The sequence below is a fragment of the uncultured Psychroserpens sp. genome, assembly GCF_947494225.1.
Classification (GTDB): domain Bacteria; phylum Bacteroidota; class Bacteroidia; order Flavobacteriales; family Flavobacteriaceae; genus Psychroserpens.
In genome coordinates this window covers 1-21,362 of sequence record NZ_CANLUG010000013.1, presented here as the reverse complement: position 1 = coordinate 21,362, position 21,362 = coordinate 1, and the positions used below count along the sequence as shown (strand labels likewise).

The window sequence follows — 21,362 nt, the reverse complement described above, 5'->3', positions numbered from 1 at the left end:
TTTTACAAAAGTACGGTTTCTATTGCGTTTTTTTATCGAATTATCATACAACGGAAAAGCATATCATGGATGGCAAAATCAGCCCGATGCTATTTCTGTACAAGAAGTTCTTGAGAATGCGTTGTCAATATTATTGAAGCAAACTATTAGTATTGTAGGAGCAGGAAGAACAGATGCAGGAGTTCATGCTTCACAAATGTTTGCTCATTTTGATACAGAGGAAGATTTTCCAGAACATTTTATTTTTAAATTGAATTCCTTTTTGCCTAAAGATATTGCAATTACTGCTATTTTTAGAGTTACAGAGGAAGCTCATGCACGTTTTGATGCCTTGAGTAGAACGTATCATTATCGGCTGTCGACACAAAAAAATGTTTTTAATTTTGATTACGCCTATGCTTTACAAAAGCAGTTGGACATGGACCTTATGAATAAAGCTTGTGATATTCTATTGCAGTATAATGATTTTCAATGCTTTTCTAAGGTTAATACAGATGTAAAAACGTATACTTGTAAGCTCATGAAAGCGCGTTGGACTGTTGAGAATAATGAATTGTTATTTACCGTAAAAGCAGATCGTTTTTTGAGAAATATGGTTCGTGCTATTGTTGGTACGCTTATTAATATTGGTTTAGGTAAAATAGAGTTAGAACATTTGCATTCCATTATAAAATCTAAAAATAGAAGCGAAGCCGGGTTTTCTGTACCAGCTCATGGTTTATACCTTACGAGTATCGAATATCCAGAGCATATTAAATTATTAAAAAACTAAATGGAGGATAAAAAAACAAAAGCCTTTGATTTGACATTGTTCAAGAGATTGTTACAATATATTAGACCTTATAGAATTGTGTTTTTTGGGTCGATACTTTGTGTAATAGGTCTCGCTCTTTTTGGAATGTTAAGACCCTTAGCACTTCAAAAAGCTATTGATGAACATGTTGTATTAAAAGATTACAATGGCTTTTTGTTTTATATTATTGTCATGTTGGCTTTATTAATATTTGAAGTTGTAAGTCAATTATTATTTATTTACTATGCCAGTTGGTTGGGCCAAAATGTGGTTAAGGATATACGAGTAAAACTCTATAACCATATTTTACGCTTTAGAATGAAGTACTATGATAACTCTTCTGTAGGTGTTTTAATAACTAGGGCTGTAACCGATATGGAGCGCATTGCTGATATTTTTGGTCAAGGTTTATTTATGATATTTAGCGATATTCTTAAAATGCTCTTTGTGGCTGGAGCGATGTTATATCTAAATTGGAAATTAAGTTTAATTGCCTTTGTAACCATGCCAATTATCCTATTTGCGACTAAGGTTTTTCAGAAATATATGAAACGTGCTTTTGAAGAAGTACGTAATGAAGTATCTAACTTAAATTCTTTTGTTCAAGAGCGTGTTACAGGAATGAAAATACTTCAGTTATTTACAAGAGAGGATACGGAGTATAAGAAGTTTAAAGAAATTAATGAACGCCATAAAAAAGGATGGTTAAAAACAGTGTGGTATAACTCGGTGTTTTTTCCAATAGCCGACTTATTATCATCTATTACATTGGGATCCATTATTTGGGCAGGAGGATATATGGTGGTTTTTCAGAAAACTGTAACCATTGGAGATTTGACGGCCTACATCATGTTTGTTCCCATGTTATTTAGACCTTTAAACCAGATTGCGAATAAATTCAACACACTTCAAATGGGAATGGTTGCTGCCGATCGTGTTTTTAAAGTTTTAGATACAACATCTCAAATTGACGATTCGGGTAAAGCTGAAGCTAAGGCGTTTAAAGGTGATATTTCATTTAAAGAAGTGCATTTTTCTTATGTTGAAAATGAAGAAGTTCTTAAAGGAATTTCTGTAGATGTCAAGGCAGGAGAGACGGTTGCGATAGTTGGAGCCACAGGCGCTGGGAAGTCAACGATTATTAATTTATTGAATCGTTTTTATGATATTAATGCAGGTACAATATGTATAGATGGCACAGATATTAAAGATATGACCTTGAAGTCCTTACGGTCACAAATTGCTGTAGTGCTTCAAGATGTATTTTTATTTGCCGATACTATTTTAAATAATATTACGCTAAAAGATCCTAATATTTCAGAAGAAGAAGTTATTCAAGCCGCTAAGGATATTGGGATTCATAAATTTATTTCGAGTCTTCCAAACGGTTACCATTATAATGTGAAAGAGCGTGGAGCAATGTTATCATCTGGTCAACGTCAGCTTATTTCATTTTTAAGAGCATATGTCACCAATCCAAGTATTTTAGTTTTGGATGAAGCAACGTCTTCTGTAGATTCTTATTCAGAGCAATTAATACAAGACGCTACCGATAAAATTACTGAAGGACGCACCTCTATTGTGATTGCACATCGATTGGCTACAATTCAACAAGCCGATCAAATTATTGTAATGGATGCAGGTAAAATTGTAGAAAAAGGAACACATAAAGAACTTCTAAAAGTTGAAAACGGCTATTATAGAAATCTATACGAAGTTCAATTTTTAAAGGCTGAAGCTGTATAGTTTATTGTTTGGCAGCTTCTACGGCGGCTCGTTGGGCTTCTATGAGTTCTTGCAGATCTCCTGTTAAGAACATGATAATCACTATAATTATAGTTATAATAATCATTGTGGAAGCGAGGACTCCTAAAAACAGAAACGTTCTCAATACAATTTGCCCTATACTGAGGTTATACAAGCGCTTAAAAACGTAGGCTCCATATAATATCATTAAGGGTAAAAATATAAAACTTATCATACCTTGGGTAATACCTAGCATTGCCACAATAATGATGATAACAGACGTGATGATCGAGGTTTGAGCTTGCCAATACATTAATACAACCATAAGTTCTGTATAGTTGAATTTTTTGAGACCCATGAATGAGATACGCGCAATAATGGCATAAAGAGGAACATAAAGCATCATAAATATAGACATGTACTCTTGTATGAAAGTCACGTTTCTTCGTTGAAATTCTTCTTGACCCTCCATGACATAATTTGAGAAATCTAGAGCTTCTGGATAGAATTTTTTTAATATTAATAGGTATAATCCCGTAAAAGTTAAAGCCAAACCAAAATAACTAATTGGATTAACATAGCGTTTCCTAACACCATCGATGTAGCCTCCAATAACGAGTTCAGGTTTTTTAAACAAATCAACAAATGTGCGAAGCAACTTATTGTCGTAATTAAAAAAAGTTTCGCTTATGTGTTCAAAAAGATTTTTAAACGTCAGACGATTTCTAATTACTTTCCCTCCACAGCTATTACAGAAATCACTATTGTCTTGAAGTTCGGTATGGCAGTTTTTACAATTCACAGGTTCAATTTACTTTAAAAATTTCAGATATAGGAATAGAAGGAGACCTGTTAGAATGGAAAGTATCATGGTAACAGCTAAAAACAAGACCATTGAGAACACAAACCTTATAATTAAAGCTAAAACACTTAGTTTGTATAATCTGTAAAAAACGAATGCAAAATATAGAACATATAAGGAAGTGACCACTATTATAAGAACAGTGACATCAATTCCTAAAGCAAAAGCAATAAGATATAATATTGCTGAGGAAATAATATACTGGTCTGTAACATACATATTGATAACAATATGCTCTGTAAAGTTATGTACACGCTCGTTTAAAAACACAACCCAGCTTATTAAAGCACTTGCAGGCAAACCAATGATGTAGATTAATCCTAAGTATTCGTTCATAGATCGCGAAAAACTAGTAAATATTTCTAGCGCCTCTTTTGGGTAATATTTTGTCATTAACTTATCAAACTCACTTGGTTCGGGAATAAAATAACCAGGATTAATAGCATTAATAATAAAGTATTGTATACCAAGAAGCGTTATAGATATAGCAAGGTATTGAACAACATTAATGTATTTTTTACGTGTACCATTGATATAACCATCAATGACAGCTTCGGGCTTTTTGAAAAGATCAATAAAGGTGCTGAAAAACTTATTGTCATAACTTAAAAACTGTTCACTAAAATCTGCAGATAGATTTTTAACTGTTAGCCTATTTTTTATAACTTTTGCGCCACATTCGAAGCAATAATGTTGTTCGGAATTAAGTGATGTTTTGCAATTTTTACAATTCATTTATGTTAAGTCTTTGTACAATAAGGTAGTGAGTTCTGGTAAATCTTCAAACATTACGAACTCTCCATTTTTTATATATGAAATCTGACCAGTTTCTTCACTAACCACTAAAGCAATGGCATCTGTTTTTTCTGTGATCCCAACTGCTGCACGATGACGTAAACCAAAACGCTGTGGAATATTCTTCTCGTTATTTACAGGTAATATCACACGTGTCGCCTTTACAACGTTGTTTTCAATGATAATGGCGCCATCATGCAAAGGGCTATTTTTAAAGAAGATACTTTCAATAATGGGCTGTGTGACTTTAATGTTCATTGCGTCACCAGTATTAACCAAGAAATCGAGATTGTTATTGCGCTCTAAGACAATAAGAGCTCCTGTTTTAGACTGGCTCATACGCTCGCAAGCATTTACTAAAGCATTAATGTCTGTTTCTGTTTCAACTTCCGTTTTTAAGAATTTCATCTTTTTGAAAAACTTCCCACGACCACTTAAGTTCGTAGAGCCAACCATAAGGAGGAATTTTCGTATTTCGGGTTGAAATACCACAATAAGCGCAATAATTCCTACTTTAATAAACCCATCAAAGATGCGATGGAGCATGAACATATCTAGAAACTCTGTAACCCTCCAAACCAAATAGATAATAATGATTCCAATAAAAATATTAACAGCTACTGTACCTTTTACGAGCTTATAGACATAGTACAAAAGAATAGCGACAAGAAAGACGTCTATAAAATCTATAATCCCAAAATCCCAAAATTTGAATTTTTCCAAGGCGAGCGCGTTTGTGTAAATGTAATAATTATTGCTTAATAAATGAATTCGTTATTGTTTATTGTAACAATGTCTGATTTAAGTTTTGAGAGAATAGATTTAAAGTTAATATAGTCCTGAAAGTCTAAGTTTTTGTTAAAGATTAATGAAATTTCTAATTTGTTAGCAATTCCAGGTTTTAATAATGCTTCGAGATAACTCTTAATTTGATTAGTTTTTAAAATTGTGGAAATTCCATAGACTGTTTCAGTACTTTCAAAGTACAATGTAATATTTTGGGTTATGTCTAAGCCTCTATAAAAATTGCCGTCTGGTTTATAATCACTTTCGTTAAACGGTGTTGTATTGTTTTTTAATGGTGCTTTGGTATTGTCTAATGTGTAAACGACATCTGTAAACTCCAAAAACCCTAAATTGTTAATAGCCGTATCATGACAAGTAAAGTAATTTTTAGCATCCTCATTTTTATGCATCTTAGCATTGCGTTTTTTGTCTTGTAAGAATTTAATCTTCGGAATGGCTTGTTCTAAAGTAAGGCGTTTGTCTACGTTGATAAGCCAGTTGGTTGTGCTAATTAAATTTTTCCTGTTAAGTTCAATGCTGTCAGTTTGAGTCTCATCATAAAATAAATAGGCATGAGAAACATCATGAATTTCGGTTATCGTAGCATTTTCAATTTCAGGAAGTAGTACCGATTTCCCATTTCCGCATGACAATAAGATAAGAGTAATGAGTAATATGTATAGTCGTTTCATTAGTGTAATTGTTGAGTGAGAGTAATACATTCCATAGCTTCTTTAACATCATGAACTCTTAAAATAGCAGTGCCTTTTTGAAGTGCAATTGTGTTAAGAACTGTGGTGCCGTTAAGCGCCTCTTTTGCAGAATTATTAAGTGTTTTGTAAATCATTGACTTTCTAGATATCCCAGCTAAAATTGGCAAATTGGTCATTTTTAAAAGCTCTAACTTATTGAGAAGCTTGTAATTTTGTTCTACCGTTTTAGCAAATCCAAACCCAGGATCTACAATCAAATCAACGATTCCTAAACGCCTAGCTTCAGCAATGCGATCAGAAAAATAAAAGAGGATATCCTTTATTATATCGTCATAATTGGTTTGTTGAGCCATGTTTTGAGGCGTTCCTTTCATATGCATCATAATATAGGGCACGCCTAATTGCGCAACTGTTTCTAACATGTGTTGATCTAAATGTCCTGCGGAAATATCATTAATCAAGCAGGCTCCTGCATCTATGGCACATTTGGCAACCTCGCTTCTAAACGTGTCGATAGAAATTAAAGTGTCTGGAAATTCTTTAAGAATAGCTTCTATAATTGGCAGAACGCGTTCCAATTCTTCTTTAACCGAAATGTCATGAGCACCAGGTCTAGAGCTATAACCGCCAATATCAATAAAGGTTGCTCCGGCCTCAGTCATGTTTTGAACTTGTCCTAAAATAGCTGCTGTATTTTTGTATTGTCCTCCATCATAAAATGAATCGGGAGTGACATTTAAAATACCCATAATTTTTGGTCGACTAAGGTCTATTAATTGTCCTTTGCAATTGATGCTTTTACTCAAAACTATATAGTATGGTTAAAGTTTTTAAATCTGATTAATTTATGCGAAATTTACGGAAAATTAAATGTTTTAAATGCAAGATACTTCAAAACAATATGATGATGTGATTTCGCAATGCCGAAGTCTGTTTATTAATAAAATGAAAGACTACGGAAGTGCATGGCGAATTTTGAGATTACCTTCCTTAACAGATCAAATTTTTATAAAAGCGCAACGTATTAGAGGCTTACAACAAAACAGTGAACGTAAAGTAGATGAAGGGGAAGTAAGTGAGTTTATAGGAATCATTAATTATTGTACTATGGCTTTGGTGCAATTAGATAAAGGCGTTGTTGAACAACCCGATTTGGATTTGGATGAGGCCACTTCTCTTTATGACGAAAAGGTGTCTGTTACCAAACAATTAATGATGGATAAAAATCATGATTATGGAGAGGCTTGGAGAGATATGCGCGTAAGTAGCTTAACCGATTTGATTTTACAAAAATTGTTACGAGTAAAGCAGATTGAAGATAACGCAGGAAAAACAATAGTTAGTGAAGGTATTGATGCCAATTATCAAGACATGATAAATTATTCGGTATTTGCGCTAATTCATTTAAACGAAGATAAAAAATAACAACACATGAAAGCACTAGTTCATATTTGTAGAGTCCTTGTTGGAGGTCTATTTATTTTTTCAGGATTTATAAAACTGAATGATCCTCTAGGATTTTCTTATAAGCTTCAAGAATATTTTAGCTACGATGTACTAGATATTCCATCACTTATACCATATGCACTAGGAATTTCAATATTTGTTGTTGTATTTGAAGTTGTTCTAGGCGTGTTCTTACTTATTGGATATAAACCTAAATTTACAGTGTGGAGTTTATTAGCAATGATTGTGTTTTTTACGTTTTTAACGTTCTATGCTGCATATTTTGAAAAAGTAAAAGACTGTGGATGTTTTGGGGATTTCTTGAAATTATCACCTTGGCAATCGTTCTGGAAAGACGTGATTTTATTAGTGATGATTGTTATCTTATTTATTGGTCAAAGACACGTTAAACCTCTATTGACCAAATTTGGTTTATCGGTAACGGCCTTGCTTAGTTTTATTTTTAGCCTTTGGTTTGGATATTATGTACTTATGCATCTTCCTGCATTCGATTTTAGAGCTTATAAAATAGGAGACAACTTACAAGAAAATATGTCTTTACCGCCAGATGCTCAAAGAGCAGTAAGTGATTATATTTGGACGTACAAGCTAAATGGTGAAGAAAAAACCTTGACCGATAGAGGTCGTGGTCCAAAGACCTACGATGAAATTGTGGGTGTAGAAACAGTTGTTATTAAAGAGGCAGATGTGCCTAAAATTCAAGATTTTTCTATAGAATCTGAAGATGAAGATTTAACACAGCAATTTTTAGCAGAAGATAAATTAGTTATTATTGTTGCATACAGTTTAGAAAAAGCAGAAATTGAAGGAATGGGAGGACTTAAAGCTATGGTTAAGAAGGCTCAGGATAAAGGATATCCAGTGATTGGACTAACAGCTTCTGGTGAACCTAAGAAAAAGGAGATTCAAGATACATATCATTTAGATGTTGACTTCTATTTATGTGATGAAAAAGTGCTAAAAACAATAGTTAGAGCTAATCCTGGTGTGATTGTTCTAGAAAAAGGAACAGTCACTCAAAAAGTGCATTGGAACGATCTTGAAGATTTGAAGTTCTAATTAATTCTAAATAATAATGATCTGATTAGCTACATTTTAAATAAAACGTTTTATGCATTACTCACTTTATTTGGTGTAGTAACCGTAATTTTTTTCTTATTTAATGTTCTACCAGGAGATCCAGCGCAAATGATGCTTGGTCAAAATGAAGACAGCGAGCAAATTGCAGCTGTAAAGGCTAAGTATGGTTTTGATAAGCCAATTACAACACAATACGTTTATTATTTAAACGATTTGTCGCCACTATCATTTCATTCAACTAATTCAAGTGATTATACGTTTTTACGTGATGGAAAGTACAGCGCATCTAAGTTATTTACCATTGGAGAAACTACGATGGTTGTGAAGTTTCCGTATTTGAGAGAATCCTTTACGAAGCAGGGAAAGAAAGTAGCACAAGTTATTGGAGAAACATTACCAAATACTTTCGTGCTAGCCGTTTCAGCAATTTTCATCGCCATTTTTTTAGGTATTATTCTCGGGATAATTTCTGCCTTATATAAAGATCGTTGGATTGATAAAACCATTCAAATTTTTAGTACCTTAGGGATGAGCGTACCTTCCTTTTTTAGTGCTATTTTGTTTGCTTGGTTGTTTGGTTTTGTGTTGCATAATTATACCAATTTAGAAATGACAGGTAGCTTATATGAGTTAGATGACTTTGGCGAAAAGGTTAATATCCAATGGAAAAATTTAATACTCCCAGCAATTGTTTTAGGAATTCGCCCTTTGGCCGTTGTGATTCAGTTGATGCGAAATTCATTGTTAGAAGTCTTTAATCAAGATTATATTAGAACTGCCAGGGCTAAAGGTTTAAGTGAATTTCAGATTATAAAAAGACATGCTGTAAAAAATGCATTGAACCCCGTAGTTACGGCTATTTCAGGATGGTTCGCATCTATGTTGGCAGGCGCTGTATTTGTTGAGTATATTTTTGGGTGGAATGGTCTCGGAAAAGAAATTGTAAATGCTCTAAATACCTTAGATTTGCCAGTTATTATGGGATCGGTATTAGTCATTGCATTACTATTTATCCTGATTAATATTTTTGTAGATGTGATTTATGGTTGGTTGGATCCTAGAGTGAAATTGAAATAATAAAATAATTCAGAAGAACTATATAATAGTTTGAAATGAATACTAAAAACTAAAGTGAATGAAACAGCTATTAATTATCTTTTGTCTTGGGATCTTCTTTATTAATTGTGAAGCACAACCAGATCCTACAAATTTTTCTAATGAAGCCCTAAAGGATACATTTATTACTATAGAAGGCAAATCTTTAACCTTAGAATCTATACTTAACACCTACAAAGGACAAACGATTTTAATAGATGTTTGGGCTAGTTGGTGTCGCGATTGTATTGTTGGGTTGCCCGACCTTAAGGCGCTTCAAAAAGAACATAGCGATGTGGTTTATTTATTCTTATCCATGGATAAGACTCAAAAAAGTTGGAAAAATGGAATTGATAAATATAAAATAGATGGAGCGCATTATTTTATGCCCTCAGGATGGGATAGTGCGTTTAGTGAATTTGTAGATTTAGATTGGATACCTCGATACATGATTATAGATAAAGATGGACATATCAAATTGTTTAGAGCTGTAAAAATTAGTGACCCTAAAATAAAAGAACATTTAAAGTAAATTAACGTTTCTACGGAAACTTAAAAATAGAAGACTCATGAGAAAGCATATTGTTGCAGGAAATTGGAAGATGAATAATGGTTTAATACAAACTGAAACCCTAATTTCAGAATTAAAACAACAGGAAAAAACATCGGATGCAGAGGTTATGATTGCACCATCTTTTACAAATTTATGGCATGCTTTTGAAGCAACAAGACAGTATGATATCGAGGTTGTTGCTCAGAATATGCACTTTTCTGAAAAAGGAGCATGCACTGGCGAGGTTAGTGCAGGAATGCTTAAAAGTTTAGGAATTAAAACAGTGATTTTGGGACATAGTGAACGACGTGCCTATTATAATGAAACAGACCAATCACTGGCTAAAAAAGTTGACGCTGCATTAGCTAATAACATGCGAATCATTTTTTGTTTTGGCGAGGAGTTATCAGATCGTAAAGCTGGACGTCAAGAGGACGTAGTGGAGCATCAAATTAAAGCAGCGTTGTTTCATTTAAATGCTTCGGCGTTTGAACACATTGTATTGGCCTATGAGCCCGTTTGGGCTATTGGAACAGGTGAGACTGCTTCTCCTGAGCAGGCCCAAGATATGCATGCATTTATTAGAAAAACATTAGAAAATACTTATGGTAAGAATGTTTCAGAATCTGTGTCAATTCTTTACGGTGGAAGCGTAAAACCAGCTAATGCTAAGGAAATTTTTTCAAAGCCTGATGTTGATGGTGGACTTATTGGTGGAGCATCTTTAAATGCTGAAGACTTTTTTGCTATTGTTAACGCATTTTAATGTAACACAGACATGTCTAATACAATATATATAGGGTATTACTTCAAAGCAAATCCTTTGCAACCAGCGGTTGAAATATTAATCGCAGAGTTGGGCTATGCAGGTTTCGAAAGTTTTGTTGAAACCGATGAAGGTGTTACTGCCTATATTCAGAAAAATGATTGGAATGAACATATTCTTGATGATATTCACATATTGAATTCTGATGCCTTTACTATTACATTTACATTTGATGAAATAGAACAAACTAATTGGAATGCAGAGTGGGAGAAAAATTTCAGTCCAATTGTTGTAGACAATAAATGCTCGGTTCGCGCTCCATTTCATGATAAGCCAGACACAGCATATGATATCATTATAGAGCCTAAAATGAGTTTTGGAACTGGTCACCATGAAACTACTCATATGATGATTCAGTATATTTTAAATCACGATTTTCAGAATAAAGCGGTTTTAGATATGGGATGCGGAACTGGTGTTCTTGCGATTCTAGCAGAAATGAAAGGCGCCAATCCAATAGATGCCATTGATTATGATAATTGGTGCTATCTTAATAGTTTAGAAAATGTACAGAGAAATGCCTGTAATCACATTACGGTTTTAGAAGGAGATGCCAGTCTTTTACCAGGACGTAAATACGATATTGTAATTGCTAATATTAATAGGAATATTCTACTTAATGATATGAAAACCTATACAGATACACTCAATGCACATGGTGTTTTGTTTCTAAGTGGTTTTTACAATGATGACATCGCTATTATTAGAGATGAATGTGCTATGTATGGTTTAAATCATGTCGAGACATTAGAGCGAAACAATTGGGTTGCTCTCAAATTTGAAAAGTAAATTATTATAGTTATTTGGGTTTTCTTCGATGAATAGCTCAAAATTTTAACATAATAAATAAACGACCCGTAACAATTCTACGGGATATCCTTAATATGTGTAATATTGAATTGGCTAACTTCGCGCTGATAATTATCACAGACTAATTCAAACACATAGCATTGTTTTTTTAGCTCATCCTATTTACGTGAATACTATTTATTAACTTAATTTACTCAAAAATGAAAAAAATCAAATTTGTGGCAATAGCGAGTCTATGCCTTGTATTTTCTTTTCAATCTTGTGAAAAAGAAAATATAACAGAGAATATTTCAAATCTAGACGAGGACATAATCATTAATATGAACAGTTTAGAGAATCGGACTTTAGTCACTGACACAGAATTACTAGACGCCATTAAGACTTTGGATATTGATGTAGGGATAGTTTCTATAGGAGATTTTCACTTACCTGATGGAACTGTGGAAGAACGAATTTATATAGGAAGCGATATTACTTTTACTAGAGACGAACTAGACGCATTAGTAGGAATTGGTTCTGGACTAGATCGTCAATATAGAACGTTTAATTTAGTAACTGGTAACAATCAAACTATTAATATCTTAGGCTACACAGGAGGCAGCCAAGCATTATCTAGTAAGGCGCAAACGGCTTTAACTAGAGCAGTTGCTAATTATAATAATATAAGCAATATGACATTACAGTTTAATTTATCATTTGGTACTAATTACCAGGCAGCAGACATGGTAGTGTACGATAATTCTGTAAATACACCTAATAGTCAAGGTGGTGTAGCGGGTTTCCCAACATCAGCAGGAGCACCTCATAAATTTGTTCAAATATATAATATCGAACAATTTTCTACAGGTGTAAATGAGCATGTTATTACGCATGAAATTGGACATTCTATTGGTTTTCGTCATTCAGATTGGTTTGACCGTTTAAGTTGCCCTCCATCTTTTCAAGGTAATGAAGGCGCAGGTTCTAATGGTGCTGTACATATATCAGGAACGCCAACAGGAAGAGATTTAACTTCGGTTATGCAGGCTTGTTTTTCAACTAGTGTAAGCGGGAACTTTAATAATAATGATGTTACCGCTCTAAAGGCTATGTATCCAGCAGGTTCTTCAGGTCCTTGTGATGGAGTCTCTGAATGGCAAAGTGGAGTAAGTTATAGCATTGGCGAACGCGTTACTTATTTTGGTAACCTTTATGAGCGCGTAAGTGGAGGTTGGACTCTAATTGGGCCGTGTAGCTAAATATAAAATTTAATTCTCAATATTGGTATTGCAATAATTTTAAAAGACTTCTGTTCTATGAATAGAAGTCTTTTTTTATTACCTGTTTTTTTTTAAATTTATATAAAATTTGTTGATGAGTACCAAAGAGAAAGTACAAGAAGAGCTCCTCGTCGATACCCTAGAGCAGCCTCTAAATGAAATCGTATTATACAACGATGATGTGAATACATTTGATCATGTCATTGATACTTTAATCTATGCCTGTGATCACACTCCCGAGCAGGCAGAACAATGTTCTATTATAGTGCATTATAAAGGCCAATGTACTGTAAAAACTGGTGAATATAAAGAACTTGAACCACGTTGCACTATGCTATTAGAAGCAGGGTTAAGTGCTGAAATTATTTAAAAAAATTTAGAAATAGATACTCTAAAGAAGTCGTCTTCCTTAAAATTGGATAAGATAAATTCGTTAGTGTCTATATTACTAAAAAATCGACCTTCCAATTCAACTTTCCAGCTGCTACCGATTCTTCGAGAAGCCTCAATGCTAAAAATTTTACTATTCGATTCTAAATCAGTAATACCTCCAATAAGCACAGATGTGTCTTGTGTATCGTTTAAAGCAATACGACTTCCAAAGAATATGTCATTCTGTAAAGCATTTAGAGCCAGATTATCTCTATCATCATAAAGGTATTCGCCTAAAACACCAATATCCAAACCATTACCATCTATATTGCTAAATGTGTATTCTAAACCCGCTACTAAGGCGAAAACATCTTGAACCTCAGAACTTCTATAAATGGATTCAAATTTCCAGAGAAACGCATCGTGCGTTACTTGAAGATCTAAGCCTGTTTGATTAATCACGGGATAAAATGCATTGATTCCTCCCGCATTGTCAAAAGAAAACAATGGTTCACGACCAGTACCATAAAAATGAGACAAACCAATATCAAAGGCACCAATAAAATGAGACCATCTAAAAGCAACATCCTGACGCCATTCTTTTGCGCCGCTCTCATAATTTATGTCATCTTTATCAATAACCAAAGGAAATCGTAAACGGCCTTTTTCACCAGAAAAAATGCGTTTTCGATGATATGGTAAATAGAAAAAATCAAAATTCCCATAGTTAGTAGATAACGTATACTGGATCATCGGTTGCCCTAGTTTGTCCTCCCCATCAAAAGACTCAACTACATCTGTTTGATTAATAATATCTACGAGGTGATTGCTTTCGGTAACACCCCAAAATATTTTTTTAAGCCCTACACTAAGCTCCCAGTTATTCTTGGCTTTTTGATAATAGAACTCTCTAATATCCCAGTGCGTTCGGTTATCGTCTTGATCCAACCGAAAAAAACCAGTGATGTTAATACTCTCATATCCCTTATTCCATGCTAAGTTATATTCTGGTTGAATGGCAATTGAAGGGAAATGATCTTTTTGCCCTTGAAACTGTCCTTTATTTGGGAAATATCGATATTCAGCTTCGAGTTCAAGTTCAAAATCTTGAGATAGCGTTTTATCTTTTCCCTGACCATAGCCAGAATATTGAACTATAAATAAAAGGAAAGCAAAGAAGTATAATGGTTTTTGTTTGTTCATTGATGCTATGATTTAAAAGCGCAATACCAAAAACTATTGCTATTAATCAATACTAACTAAAACGATGAAAGTAAATAGTTAATGATATTGCGACTTTCTTATATGCTATTAGTTACCTGCTCTTTTTAATGCAACCTGTGAAAAGTCATCACTTGTGAGGTTGATGTCGAAATTATAATCTTTAAATTCTAATCGGGTCTCCTTGTTACTTTGATGATTTATCATATTAAAAACACCGGCACGCCAGAACTTATTTTTGTAGAGTTTATAATCTGAATATGTAAGCGTCTTTAACAGCGCATTTTTTCGATCGTAGAATTCTACTTTTTCAATTCTGTAGCCTTTATCTTTATTATAACTCACTAAGCGTCGCGTATAACCAGATTTAGGATCTACAGGATCTTGTTCTACTATGAGAAGCCCATTTTTTTCTTCTAAAAATTTATAAGCATATTTTTCCACTTCCTGAGATGATAGGTCTTCATAAGCAAATTCACTTCCAACAAATGGTCCAGATTTATTATTAGATGAAATTCTCTTAACACGCTTTATTGAAGGTAGGTATAACCACTGATCGTCTGAACCTATTTTATGAGTAAACGTTAAAGTTGCTGTGCCTTTAACATCTTTCGGACTATTAAAAACAATCAGAGACTTGTCTCCATCTTCTGTTAATTCTAAGGTTTTAGTTGTTAGAGACCGTTCACTTGTTTGTCCATTTTTATTCTTTAAGGTCATTTTTAATTCTACAGACGAACTGTTGAATCCGAGATCGGCCTTTTCAGCCGCTTTGGCAATTTCTAAACCGCGCTGTTCAGGCGTTTGTGCATTCATATATAAGACACACGATAATGCTGTAATTGTAATTAGTAGTTTTTTCATTTTTATTTACTTTAATTATTTATTTTAACTGATGGTGTTTTTTTTGCTTGTTAAAATGAGCAGGGAAGGCAGGAGAATAAAATCTATAACCAAAGCAGATATAATTATGATTACAGTAATTCTTGCCATATAACTATTAAGGGCAAATGATGAGGTAGAAAGTATAGCGAAACCAGCAAGTAAAACTAGTGTTGTAGTAACTAAGGCCTTTCCAACAGTTTCAAACGCATATATTACTGCTTGCTTTGCATCATAACCTAACTCTCGTCTTGCTCTTAAAAACTTGCTCATAAAGTGTACAGTATCGTCAACAATAATTCCTAATGTCATACCAAAAACGATGACCATCCCTGTATTTATTTGTCCTTTATATAGTGCCCAAATTCCAAAACCTACTAATACAGGTGTAACATTTGGAATAATACTTAGTAATCCGAGTTTGAAGTTTCGTAAGGCAAACATTAAGACTAGAGAAATCAAAATAAGTGCTATAATGTTTCCTTTAAACATGCTGTCTGCTTGTCTAAACCCAAGTTTGGAGAACATTAGAGTAGGGCTCACTCCAATAGCGTGCATAGCTTCTGGCGTGTTGTTTTTTAGCCAATCTTCACCTTTTTTTGAGAAGATTATCATATCTGCACTCGTAATGTTTTCAATGGTAACAGTAACACGGGTTTCAGATTTATCTACATTAATTTGATTATTTAAGTCTAAACCAAAAGGTAATGAGAGCTCATAAAGTAATAAATATTGAGCCGCTTCTTCGCGACTTTCAGGAACACGATAAAAGGCCTCGTTATCACCATGCATAGATCGGTTAACACGTCTTGCTACTTCGCTGAAGGCATTAACATGAACAACTTCAGGTTGCTCTTTTAGCCAGTTTTCAAAAGCATTAAGATGCTTTAGGTATTCTGGATTGTTAATTCCACCACTTTCTCCACTACCAATAGAGTATTCTATGTTATAGATTCCGGTTAGGTTATCGCTTATATAATCTGTGTCTGTTCTAAATTCTACACTTTCATCAAAGTAGTTGATAAATTCATCATTAAAAGTGTTTTTTGTGGCGAGATATGTTAAACCACCAATGATAATGAGCGATATGATAGTTAATCTACCTGGTTGCTTAACAACGAAAGTTCCAAGAGAGGTATACCAGTTTGCACGACTACCTTTTGATTTGCTCTGCTTAGCTTTAGATTTTACAGGTAATATGGCCATTAAAGCGGGTAGGGCTGTTGTTGAAAATATAAAGGCCATTGTCATACCAAAGGCAGTAATGTTTCCTAGATCCCAAAAAGGAGGAACATCTCCAAAGTTCATGGTTAAAAACCCAATAACTGTTGTTAAACTAGTGATGAATACTGGCATAAAGTTTAATCGCATAGACTCTGTTAGAGCGTCTAATTTTGTCAGGCCATCTTTTCGCATTTTTTGAAGCATCGTAATTAAAATGTGAATACTATCAGCCACAGCAAGCGTTAAGATCATGGTCGGGAACACAGATGAAGGTGGGGTGAGTTTAATTCCCATGAGTCCAACAAATCCCACAGCACTAATTATAGAGAACATTACAACAACTAAAGTTGCTAGAGTACTATAAATATTTCGAGTTAAAATAAATGTTGTGATAATCACAATGATTAACATTAACATGGTTAACATAAGGTCTCTCATAGATGCTTCAAAGAAGGCTGTGTTTAATGGAACCAACCCAGAAGAGTGTACCTCAAAATTTGGATGTTTTTCCTTGAATTTTGCAATCATATCTCTCACAAATGCAGTAACTTCAGGAATTTCTTTAGCACTATCTTCTCCAGGTAATCTAACCGTAATATTTATGGCAGTAACACTTCCTTTTTCATTTAGAATGCGATTGACCAATAGAGGTTCTTTTAAAGCCTTTTCTTTGATACTTGCTATTTCGATATCGGTCTTTAGAGCAGATTCATAAGATAAATCATCAACGTATAAATCGTCACCTTGAGCACTCGTATGTTGAAAGTTTGTTAGGGCATCTACTCTAGAAGAGTATGGAGTATTCCAGGCCTCGGCTGTTAACTCTTCTATAGCTGTAAGATTGGCTTTGGTAAACACATTCTTGTTGGAAGGAGATAATACGAGTATCACATTGTCATCCTTGGTATATTTTTCTTGTAAGGCATCAAATGCTTCTAATTCTGGGTTGGATTTACTAAAGAAGACATGGTAATCACCATCGAATTCCATATTGCCTTGAGAGCCCAATCCTAGTGCAAGAATTAGAGAGGTGATTAACACATACCACTTCCTTTTGATAACAAATTCAGCCCATTGCTTTGCGAATTTGTTGGATTTGTCGCTTACTTTTTTAAGTGCATTCATTTTTTTGATTGATTTAATTGACCAGTCAATTATTCATTTTGACACAGATCTTTGTTAGTTACTTTTAAGACGTTTACCGTTTTATGTTCGGGGACAATTTTTACTATAACTTAAAAATTGACCAGTCGTCTATTAATGGTTAAAAAAAATTATTTAAAGAAAATGTTTCGTATCATATTCATGAAATTATCTATTGGATATGAACTATTCATTGCTTTCATTGTAGTCATTGATCCTTTTCCTGCATCTTCAATAAAAGCAGCAATATCCTCAGCATTCATGGTATTACTTATTTCTCCATAATCTTGAGCTTCCTGAATGACTGCAGTAATAATAGAGAGTACTTCTTGTTCTTTACGCAAAATACTCGTTCTAATAAGCTCACTATGTTCAGACATTTCGTTACCCACATTACAAGCCATACATCCCATTTTACAGTCTAATTCATTTTTCAGAATGTTATATCTAAATTCATGAAAGTCTAAAAGACGCTGCTTTGGAGAAATCGTATTGTTTTGTAAAATTTCTTTCGCAGGTGTAAAATGGTCGTCAAAGTATTTTTCGATTGCTTTTACTGCAAAATCCTCTTTACTTTCAAAATAAAAATAAAATGAACCTTTTGGAATGCCGGCGACTTTTACAATATCATTGACACTTGTCGCATTATAGCCTTTACTCCATAACAACTCCATACCCTTATCTAAAAGAGTATTTGCTTTAATATCATGTTTTAAGGTCTTGGCCATAATTTAATTTAACAATGCAAATATATGACCACTCGTCTAGTAAATAAAATTTTTAACTGTTAAATTTTTTATAACGAAGAAAAAGAGCAGTTATAGTTTTGATTATATAAGGTGTTTTTCGCGGTTTATAATGTTGACGGACAAACAAAATCTGTTGTAGGTAAATCTGTTTTTTTAATTGCTCCAAAGCCTCCAGCAATATCAACTAAATTATGAAAGCCACGTGCCTTTAAAATAGATGCTGCTATAACACTCCTATAACCTCCAGCACAATGAATATGGTACGCCTTATCTTTAGTAACCTCACTCATATTGTCATTTATAAAGTCTAAAGCAAAATGTTGTGCATTTTCTAAATGCATACTATTATATTCTCCATCTTTTCTAACATCTAAGATGTTAATGTCTCCATTTTTAACCCGAGTTGCGAATGTTTCTGCAGAAATAGATTCTAGGGTAGAAATGTCTTTTCCTGCGATTTTCCAGGCATCAATTCCTCCCTTTAAATATCCAAGAGTATTGTCGTACCCTACACGTGATAAACGGGTTACAGCTTCTTCACTTTTTCCTTCTGGAACCACTAAAAGAATAGGTTGTTTAATGTCTGTTATTAATGCTCCAACCCAAGGAGCAAAACCACCATTTAAACCAATAAATATAGAATTAGGGATGTGGCCTTTAATGTAATCACTCTGAGGTCTAACATCTAGGACTAGCGCTTCTTCATGGTTGGCTATTCCTTCAAAATCGTCAGGGTTTAATGGAATATTACCCGTATTCAAAACCGTCTCAAATGCATCATATCCTAATTTGTTTAGCATGGCATTCTTCGCAAAATACTGAGGAGGAGGAGCAATACCATCAAGTACTTCTTTAACAAACTCTTCCTTTGTCATATCGGCTCTTAATGCATAATTAGTTTTCTTTTGGTCTCCTATAGTTCCAACGGTTTCTTTGCTCAGGTTTTTACCACAAGCAGAACCTGCACCATGTGCTGGATAAACGATAACATCGTCAGCAAGAGGCATTATTTTATTTCGAAGAGAATCAAATAACATCGCTGCCAAATCCTCTTTTGTGAGATCAGATTTAATGGCTAAATCGGGCCTTCCTACATCGCCTAAAAACAGGGTGTCACCAGAAAAAATAGCATGATTTCGTCCGTTTTCATCTATTAATAAATACGTTGTAGATTCTAAAGTATGTCCAGGTGTATGTAAGGCTTTAATTGTGATATTTCCGAGTTGAAAGATCTCATTATCTTTAGCTATATGGCTGTCATATGTTGTTTCGGCACCAGGACCATAAATAATTGTGGCACCTGTTTTTTTTGCTAAATCTACATGACCCGAAACAAAATCTGCATGAAAGTGCGTTTCGAAAATATATTTGATTTTTGAATTATTATTTTGCGCTTTTTCAATATAAGCTTGGGTTTCACGAAGCGGGTCAATAATAGCCACTTCACCATTTGACTCTATATAATAAGCACCTTGTGCTAAGCAACTTGTATATAACTGTTCTATTTTCATAGTAATATAAGATTTCGTTTCCGTGAACGGGATAATTAACAACTGTAAATTGTGCCCCAAAGATACGAAGTATTCTGTTTTTAAAACTGACAAAAGTCAGGTTTAACTAATGCGGTAATTTATCTTTTAAAATTCCATAAACATAGGTGCCTAGTATAGCGGCAAGAATCACAATGATTACTGAAAACGCCCCTGTTCCAACAAGAATATACATTGGGCCAGGGCAGGCACCAGACAAGGCCCATCCTAATCCAAAAATGGTACCTCCAATAATATAACGAGGCAGGCCTTTAGCTTTTTTGGGAACAGTCATAAGTCCGCCATTAATATTTTTGAATTTTTTGCTCACTAGCAGTAAAATTATTCCAGTAATTACAGAGCTCCCAATAATACCATACATATGAAACGATTCAAATTTGAACATTTCATAGATGCGATACCAGGACACGGCTTCAGATTTTACGAGTACGATTCCGAAGATAATTCCGACGAATAGAAATTTTATATACTTTGCCATATTAACTGAAAATTAAAGGGAATAAAAGATGAATCATAATAAGTCCGCCCATAAAGAAACCTATCACAGCTATAAGTGAAGGCAATTGTAAACTACTTAATCCTGTAATAGCATGGCCAGACGTACAACCTCCAGCATAGCGCGTACCAAAACCAACAAGAAAACCACCAATAATTAAAATAGCCAATCCTTTGAGGCTCAATACGGCATCCCAACTATAAAGCTCTGGAGGCAGTAAAGATTTGCCTGCATTTTCAAACCCCATCGTTTGAAGTGTTATTACAGTTTCTGGGTTAAGGTCAATATTTGTTGGTGTCGAGAGGTAAGAATGGGCAATAAAACCTCCTATAATAGCACCTAAAACTACCGTAAGGTTCCAGCGTTGTTCTTTCCAATCGAAATCAAAGAATTTTACTTTTTTTCCAGCACCACCAATGGCGCAAAGTGTCCTTAAATTGGAAGACATTCCAAAAGTTTTTCCAAAATATATTAAGATAAACATGATGAGTGCGATAAGTGGACCACACACATACCATGGCCAGGGTTCTAGAATGGATTGCATAAAAATGAATGTAAAAATTAAATTCAAAAATAAGAATTTAGATTTTTGAATTAATAGTTTGGATATAAATTAATAAAAGTAGTATATTTGCATCCACAAAATTAGGCCATGTGGCGCAACTGAATAGCGCACTTGATTACGGCTCAAGAGGTTGCAGGTTTGAATCCTGCCATGGTCACGAATAAACAAAAAAGCAAGCAAAATAAAATAGCTTGCTTTTTTTATTTTGTGGCTTTTTTGTTTTCAAAGCGGAGCTTTGTCAGGATGGGCGTAGTCAATCCTGTTAGATGGAGCGGAGCTTTGTCAGGAAGGACGGAGTCAATCCTGTTAGATGGAGCGGAGCTTTGTCAGGAAGGGCGTAGCCAATCCTGTTAGATGGAGCGGAGCTTTGTCAGG

At 34.2% G+C, this 21,362-nt stretch carries 22 protein-coding genes and 1 tRNA gene; 11 read left to right on the top strand and 12 right to left on the bottom strand.

Annotated elements, in window-relative coordinates:
• Positions 1-22 precede the first annotated feature (22 nt).
• Positions 23-772 (top strand): tRNA pseudouridine(38-40) synthase TruA, encoded by a 750-nt coding sequence (truA, locus tag Q0893_RS19205; protein ID WP_299278833.1) that lies wholly within the window; start codon positions 23-25, stop codon positions 770-772.
• Positions 773-2,539, top strand: coding sequence for an ABC transporter ATP-binding protein (locus Q0893_RS19200; RefSeq protein ID WP_298903780.1), 1,767 nt, complete (start codon positions 773-775; stop codon positions 2,537-2,539).
• A 1-nt stretch (position 2,540) separates the two neighbouring features.
• Here the strand turns inward: Q0893_RS19200 and Q0893_RS19195 are convergent, their stop codons facing one another.
• The 5 genes from Q0893_RS19195 to folP are packed head-to-tail and all read right to left on the bottom strand — an operon-like array spanning position 2,541 to position 6,444.
• Positions 2,541-3,341, bottom strand: coding sequence for a DUF3667 domain-containing protein (locus Q0893_RS19195; RefSeq protein ID WP_299278830.1), 801 nt, complete (start codon positions 3,339-3,341; stop codon positions 2,541-2,543).
• Positions 3,342-3,350: 9 nt separating this feature from the next.
• On the bottom strand, positions 3,351-4,136 hold the full coding sequence (locus Q0893_RS19190; RefSeq protein ID WP_299278827.1) for a DUF3667 domain-containing protein: 786 nt from the start codon (positions 4,134-4,136) through the stop codon (positions 3,351-3,353).
• Positions 4,137-4,919: a diadenylate cyclase CdaA gene (cdaA, locus tag Q0893_RS19185; protein ID WP_298903777.1), complete on the bottom strand. Its 783-nt coding sequence runs from the start codon at positions 4,917-4,919 to the stop codon at positions 4,137-4,139.
• Between the two features lie 35 nt (positions 4,920-4,954).
• Entirely contained in the window at positions 4,955-5,674 is a 720-nt protein-coding gene (locus Q0893_RS19180) for a hypothetical protein (RefSeq protein WP_299278823.1), read from the bottom strand.
• The gene (folP, locus tag Q0893_RS19175; protein ID WP_299278848.1) at positions 5,674-6,444 is read right to left on the bottom strand and encodes a dihydropteroate synthase; all 771 of its coding nucleotides are present in this window, start codon (positions 6,442-6,444) and stop codon (positions 5,674-5,676) included. The genes Q0893_RS19180 and folP overlap by 1 nt, the downstream gene beginning before the upstream one ends.
• Positions 6,445-6,574: 130 nt before the next feature.
• Here folP and Q0893_RS19170 point away from each other — a divergent pair, with 130 nt between their 5' ends.
• The 8 genes from Q0893_RS19170 to Q0893_RS19135 all read left to right on the top strand — a co-directional run bounded on the left by Q0893_RS19170 (position 6,575) and on the right by Q0893_RS19135 (position 13,155).
• Positions 6,575-7,120, top strand: coding sequence for a DUF1599 domain-containing protein (locus tag Q0893_RS19170; RefSeq protein WP_298903775.1), 546 nt, complete (start codon positions 6,575-6,577; stop codon positions 7,118-7,120).
• 6 nt (positions 7,121-7,126) lie between these two features.
• On the top strand, positions 7,127-8,221 hold the full coding sequence (locus tag Q0893_RS19165) for a BT_3928 family protein (RefSeq protein WP_299278819.1): 1,095 nt from the start codon (positions 7,127-7,129) through the stop codon (positions 8,219-8,221).
• Between the two features lie 21 nt (positions 8,222-8,242).
• Entirely contained in the window at positions 8,243-9,319 is a 1,077-nt protein-coding gene (locus Q0893_RS19160; protein ID WP_298903794.1) for an ABC transporter permease, read from the top strand.
• A 58-nt stretch (positions 9,320-9,377) separates the two neighbouring features.
• Positions 9,378-9,869: a TlpA disulfide reductase family protein gene (locus Q0893_RS19155; protein ID WP_298903773.1), complete on the top strand. Its 492-nt coding sequence runs from the start codon at positions 9,378-9,380 to the stop codon at positions 9,867-9,869.
• A gap of 37 nt (positions 9,870-9,906) precedes the next feature.
• Positions 9,907-10,656 (top strand): triose-phosphate isomerase, encoded by a 750-nt coding sequence (gene tpiA, locus Q0893_RS19150; protein WP_299278816.1) that lies wholly within the window; start codon positions 9,907-9,909, stop codon positions 10,654-10,656.
• Between the two features lie 12 nt (positions 10,657-10,668).
• Positions 10,669-11,505 carry a 50S ribosomal protein L11 methyltransferase gene (gene prmA, locus Q0893_RS19145; protein WP_299278813.1) on the top strand — a complete coding sequence of 279 codons (837 nt, stop codon included), beginning with the start codon at positions 10,669-10,671 and terminating at the stop codon, positions 11,503-11,505.
• A gap of 221 nt (positions 11,506-11,726) precedes the next feature.
• On the top strand, positions 11,727-12,764 hold the full coding sequence (locus Q0893_RS19140; protein WP_298903770.1) for a M57 family metalloprotease: 1,038 nt from the start codon (positions 11,727-11,729) through the stop codon (positions 12,762-12,764).
• A gap of 115 nt (positions 12,765-12,879) precedes the next feature.
• Complete coding sequence (locus Q0893_RS19135; protein WP_298903769.1) at positions 12,880-13,155, top strand: ATP-dependent Clp protease adaptor ClpS; 276 nt, start codon at positions 12,880-12,882, stop codon at positions 13,153-13,155.
• Here the strand turns inward: Q0893_RS19135 and Q0893_RS19130 are convergent.
• The 7 genes from Q0893_RS19130 to Q0893_RS19100 all read right to left on the bottom strand — a co-directional run bounded on the left by Q0893_RS19130 (position 13,152) and on the right by Q0893_RS19100 (position 20,966).
• Positions 13,152-14,360 (bottom strand): hypothetical protein, encoded by a 1,209-nt coding sequence (locus Q0893_RS19130; protein ID WP_298903768.1) that lies wholly within the window; start codon positions 14,358-14,360, stop codon positions 13,152-13,154. The genes Q0893_RS19135 and Q0893_RS19130 overlap by 4 nt on opposite strands.
• Before the next feature lie 108 nt (positions 14,361-14,468).
• On the bottom strand, positions 14,469-15,242 hold the full coding sequence (locus Q0893_RS19125) for an outer membrane lipoprotein-sorting protein (RefSeq protein ID WP_298903767.1): 774 nt from the start codon (positions 15,240-15,242) through the stop codon (positions 14,469-14,471).
• A gap of 24 nt (positions 15,243-15,266) precedes the next feature.
• Positions 15,267-17,609, bottom strand: a complete 2,343-nt coding sequence (locus tag Q0893_RS19120) for an MMPL family transporter (protein ID WP_299278806.1) — start codon at positions 17,607-17,609, stop codon at positions 15,267-15,269.
• 149 nt (positions 17,610-17,758) lie between these two features.
• A complete protein-coding gene (locus Q0893_RS19115) occupies positions 17,759-18,355 on the bottom strand; it encodes a TetR/AcrR family transcriptional regulator (RefSeq protein WP_298903765.1) in 597 nt (198 codons plus the stop codon).
• A 125-nt stretch (positions 18,356-18,480) separates the two neighbouring features.
• Positions 18,481-19,887, bottom strand: a complete 1,407-nt coding sequence (locus tag Q0893_RS19110) for an MBL fold metallo-hydrolase (protein WP_299278802.1) — start codon at positions 19,885-19,887, stop codon at positions 18,481-18,483.
• 106 nt (positions 19,888-19,993) lie between these two features.
• The gene (locus Q0893_RS19105) at positions 19,994-20,404 is read right to left on the bottom strand and encodes a DUF6691 family protein (protein ID WP_298903763.1); all 411 of its coding nucleotides are present in this window, start codon (positions 20,402-20,404) and stop codon (positions 19,994-19,996) included.
• Between the two features lies 1 nt (position 20,405).
• Positions 20,406-20,966: a YeeE/YedE thiosulfate transporter family protein gene (locus tag Q0893_RS19100; protein WP_299278797.1), complete on the bottom strand. Its 561-nt coding sequence runs from the start codon at positions 20,964-20,966 to the stop codon at positions 20,406-20,408.
• A 104-nt stretch (positions 20,967-21,070) separates the two neighbouring features.
• Here Q0893_RS19100 and Q0893_RS19095 point away from each other — a divergent pair.
• A tRNA-Arg gene (locus Q0893_RS19095) sits at positions 21,071-21,144 on the top strand.
• Positions 21,145-21,362 lie beyond the last annotated feature (218 nt).

What these genes read in the sequence shown, in the direction of transcription:
- Q0893_RS19200 (WP_298903780.1), top strand. Translation starts at nt 773, where the DNA reads ATGGAGGATAAAAAAACAAAAGCCTTTGATTTGACATTGTTCAAGAGA.
- Q0893_RS19190 (WP_299278827.1), bottom strand. Translation starts at nt 4,136, where the DNA reads ATGAATTGTAAAAATTGCAAAACATCACTTAATTCCGAACAACATTAT.
- Q0893_RS19180 (WP_299278823.1), bottom strand. Translation starts at nt 5,674, where the DNA reads ATGAAACGACTATACATATTACTCATTACTCTTATCTTATTGTCATGC.
- folP (WP_299278848.1), bottom strand. Translation starts at nt 6,444, where the DNA reads ATGGGTATTTTAAATGTCACTCCCGATTCATTTTATGATGGAGGACAA.
- Q0893_RS19170 (WP_298903775.1), top strand. Translation starts at nt 6,575, where the DNA reads ATGCAAGATACTTCAAAACAATATGATGATGTGATTTCGCAATGCCGA.
- Q0893_RS19165 (WP_299278819.1), top strand. Translation starts at nt 7,127, where the DNA reads ATGAAAGCACTAGTTCATATTTGTAGAGTCCTTGTTGGAGGTCTATTT.
- Q0893_RS19155 (WP_298903773.1), top strand. Translation starts at nt 9,378, where the DNA reads ATGAAACAGCTATTAATTATCTTTTGTCTTGGGATCTTCTTTATTAAT.
- tpiA (WP_299278816.1), top strand. Translation starts at nt 9,907, where the DNA reads ATGAGAAAGCATATTGTTGCAGGAAATTGGAAGATGAATAATGGTTTA.
- prmA (WP_299278813.1), top strand. Translation starts at nt 10,669, where the DNA reads ATGTCTAATACAATATATATAGGGTATTACTTCAAAGCAAATCCTTTG.
- Q0893_RS19140 (WP_298903770.1), top strand. Translation starts at nt 11,727, where the DNA reads ATGAAAAAAATCAAATTTGTGGCAATAGCGAGTCTATGCCTTGTATTT.
- Q0893_RS19135 (WP_298903769.1), top strand. Translation starts at nt 12,880, where the DNA reads ATGAGTACCAAAGAGAAAGTACAAGAAGAGCTCCTCGTCGATACCCTA.
- Q0893_RS19130 (WP_298903768.1), bottom strand. Translation starts at nt 14,360, where the DNA reads ATGAACAAACAAAAACCATTATACTTCTTTGCTTTCCTTTTATTTATA.
- Q0893_RS19125 (WP_298903767.1), bottom strand. Translation starts at nt 15,242, where the DNA reads ATGAAAAAACTACTAATTACAATTACAGCATTATCGTGTGTCTTATAT.
- Q0893_RS19120 (WP_299278806.1), bottom strand. Translation starts at nt 17,609, where the DNA reads ATGAATGCACTTAAAAAAGTAAGCGACAAATCCAACAAATTCGCAAAG.
- Q0893_RS19115 (WP_298903765.1), bottom strand. Translation starts at nt 18,355, where the DNA reads ATGGCCAAGACCTTAAAACATGATATTAAAGCAAATACTCTTTTAGAT.
- Q0893_RS19110 (WP_299278802.1), bottom strand. Translation starts at nt 19,887, where the DNA reads ATGAAAATAGAACAGTTATATACAAGTTGCTTAGCACAAGGTGCTTAT.
- Q0893_RS19105 (WP_298903763.1), bottom strand. Translation starts at nt 20,404, where the DNA reads ATGGCAAAGTATATAAAATTTCTATTCGTCGGAATTATCTTCGGAATC.
- Q0893_RS19100 (WP_299278797.1), bottom strand. Translation starts at nt 20,966, where the DNA reads ATGCAATCCATTCTAGAACCCTGGCCATGGTATGTGTGTGGTCCACTT.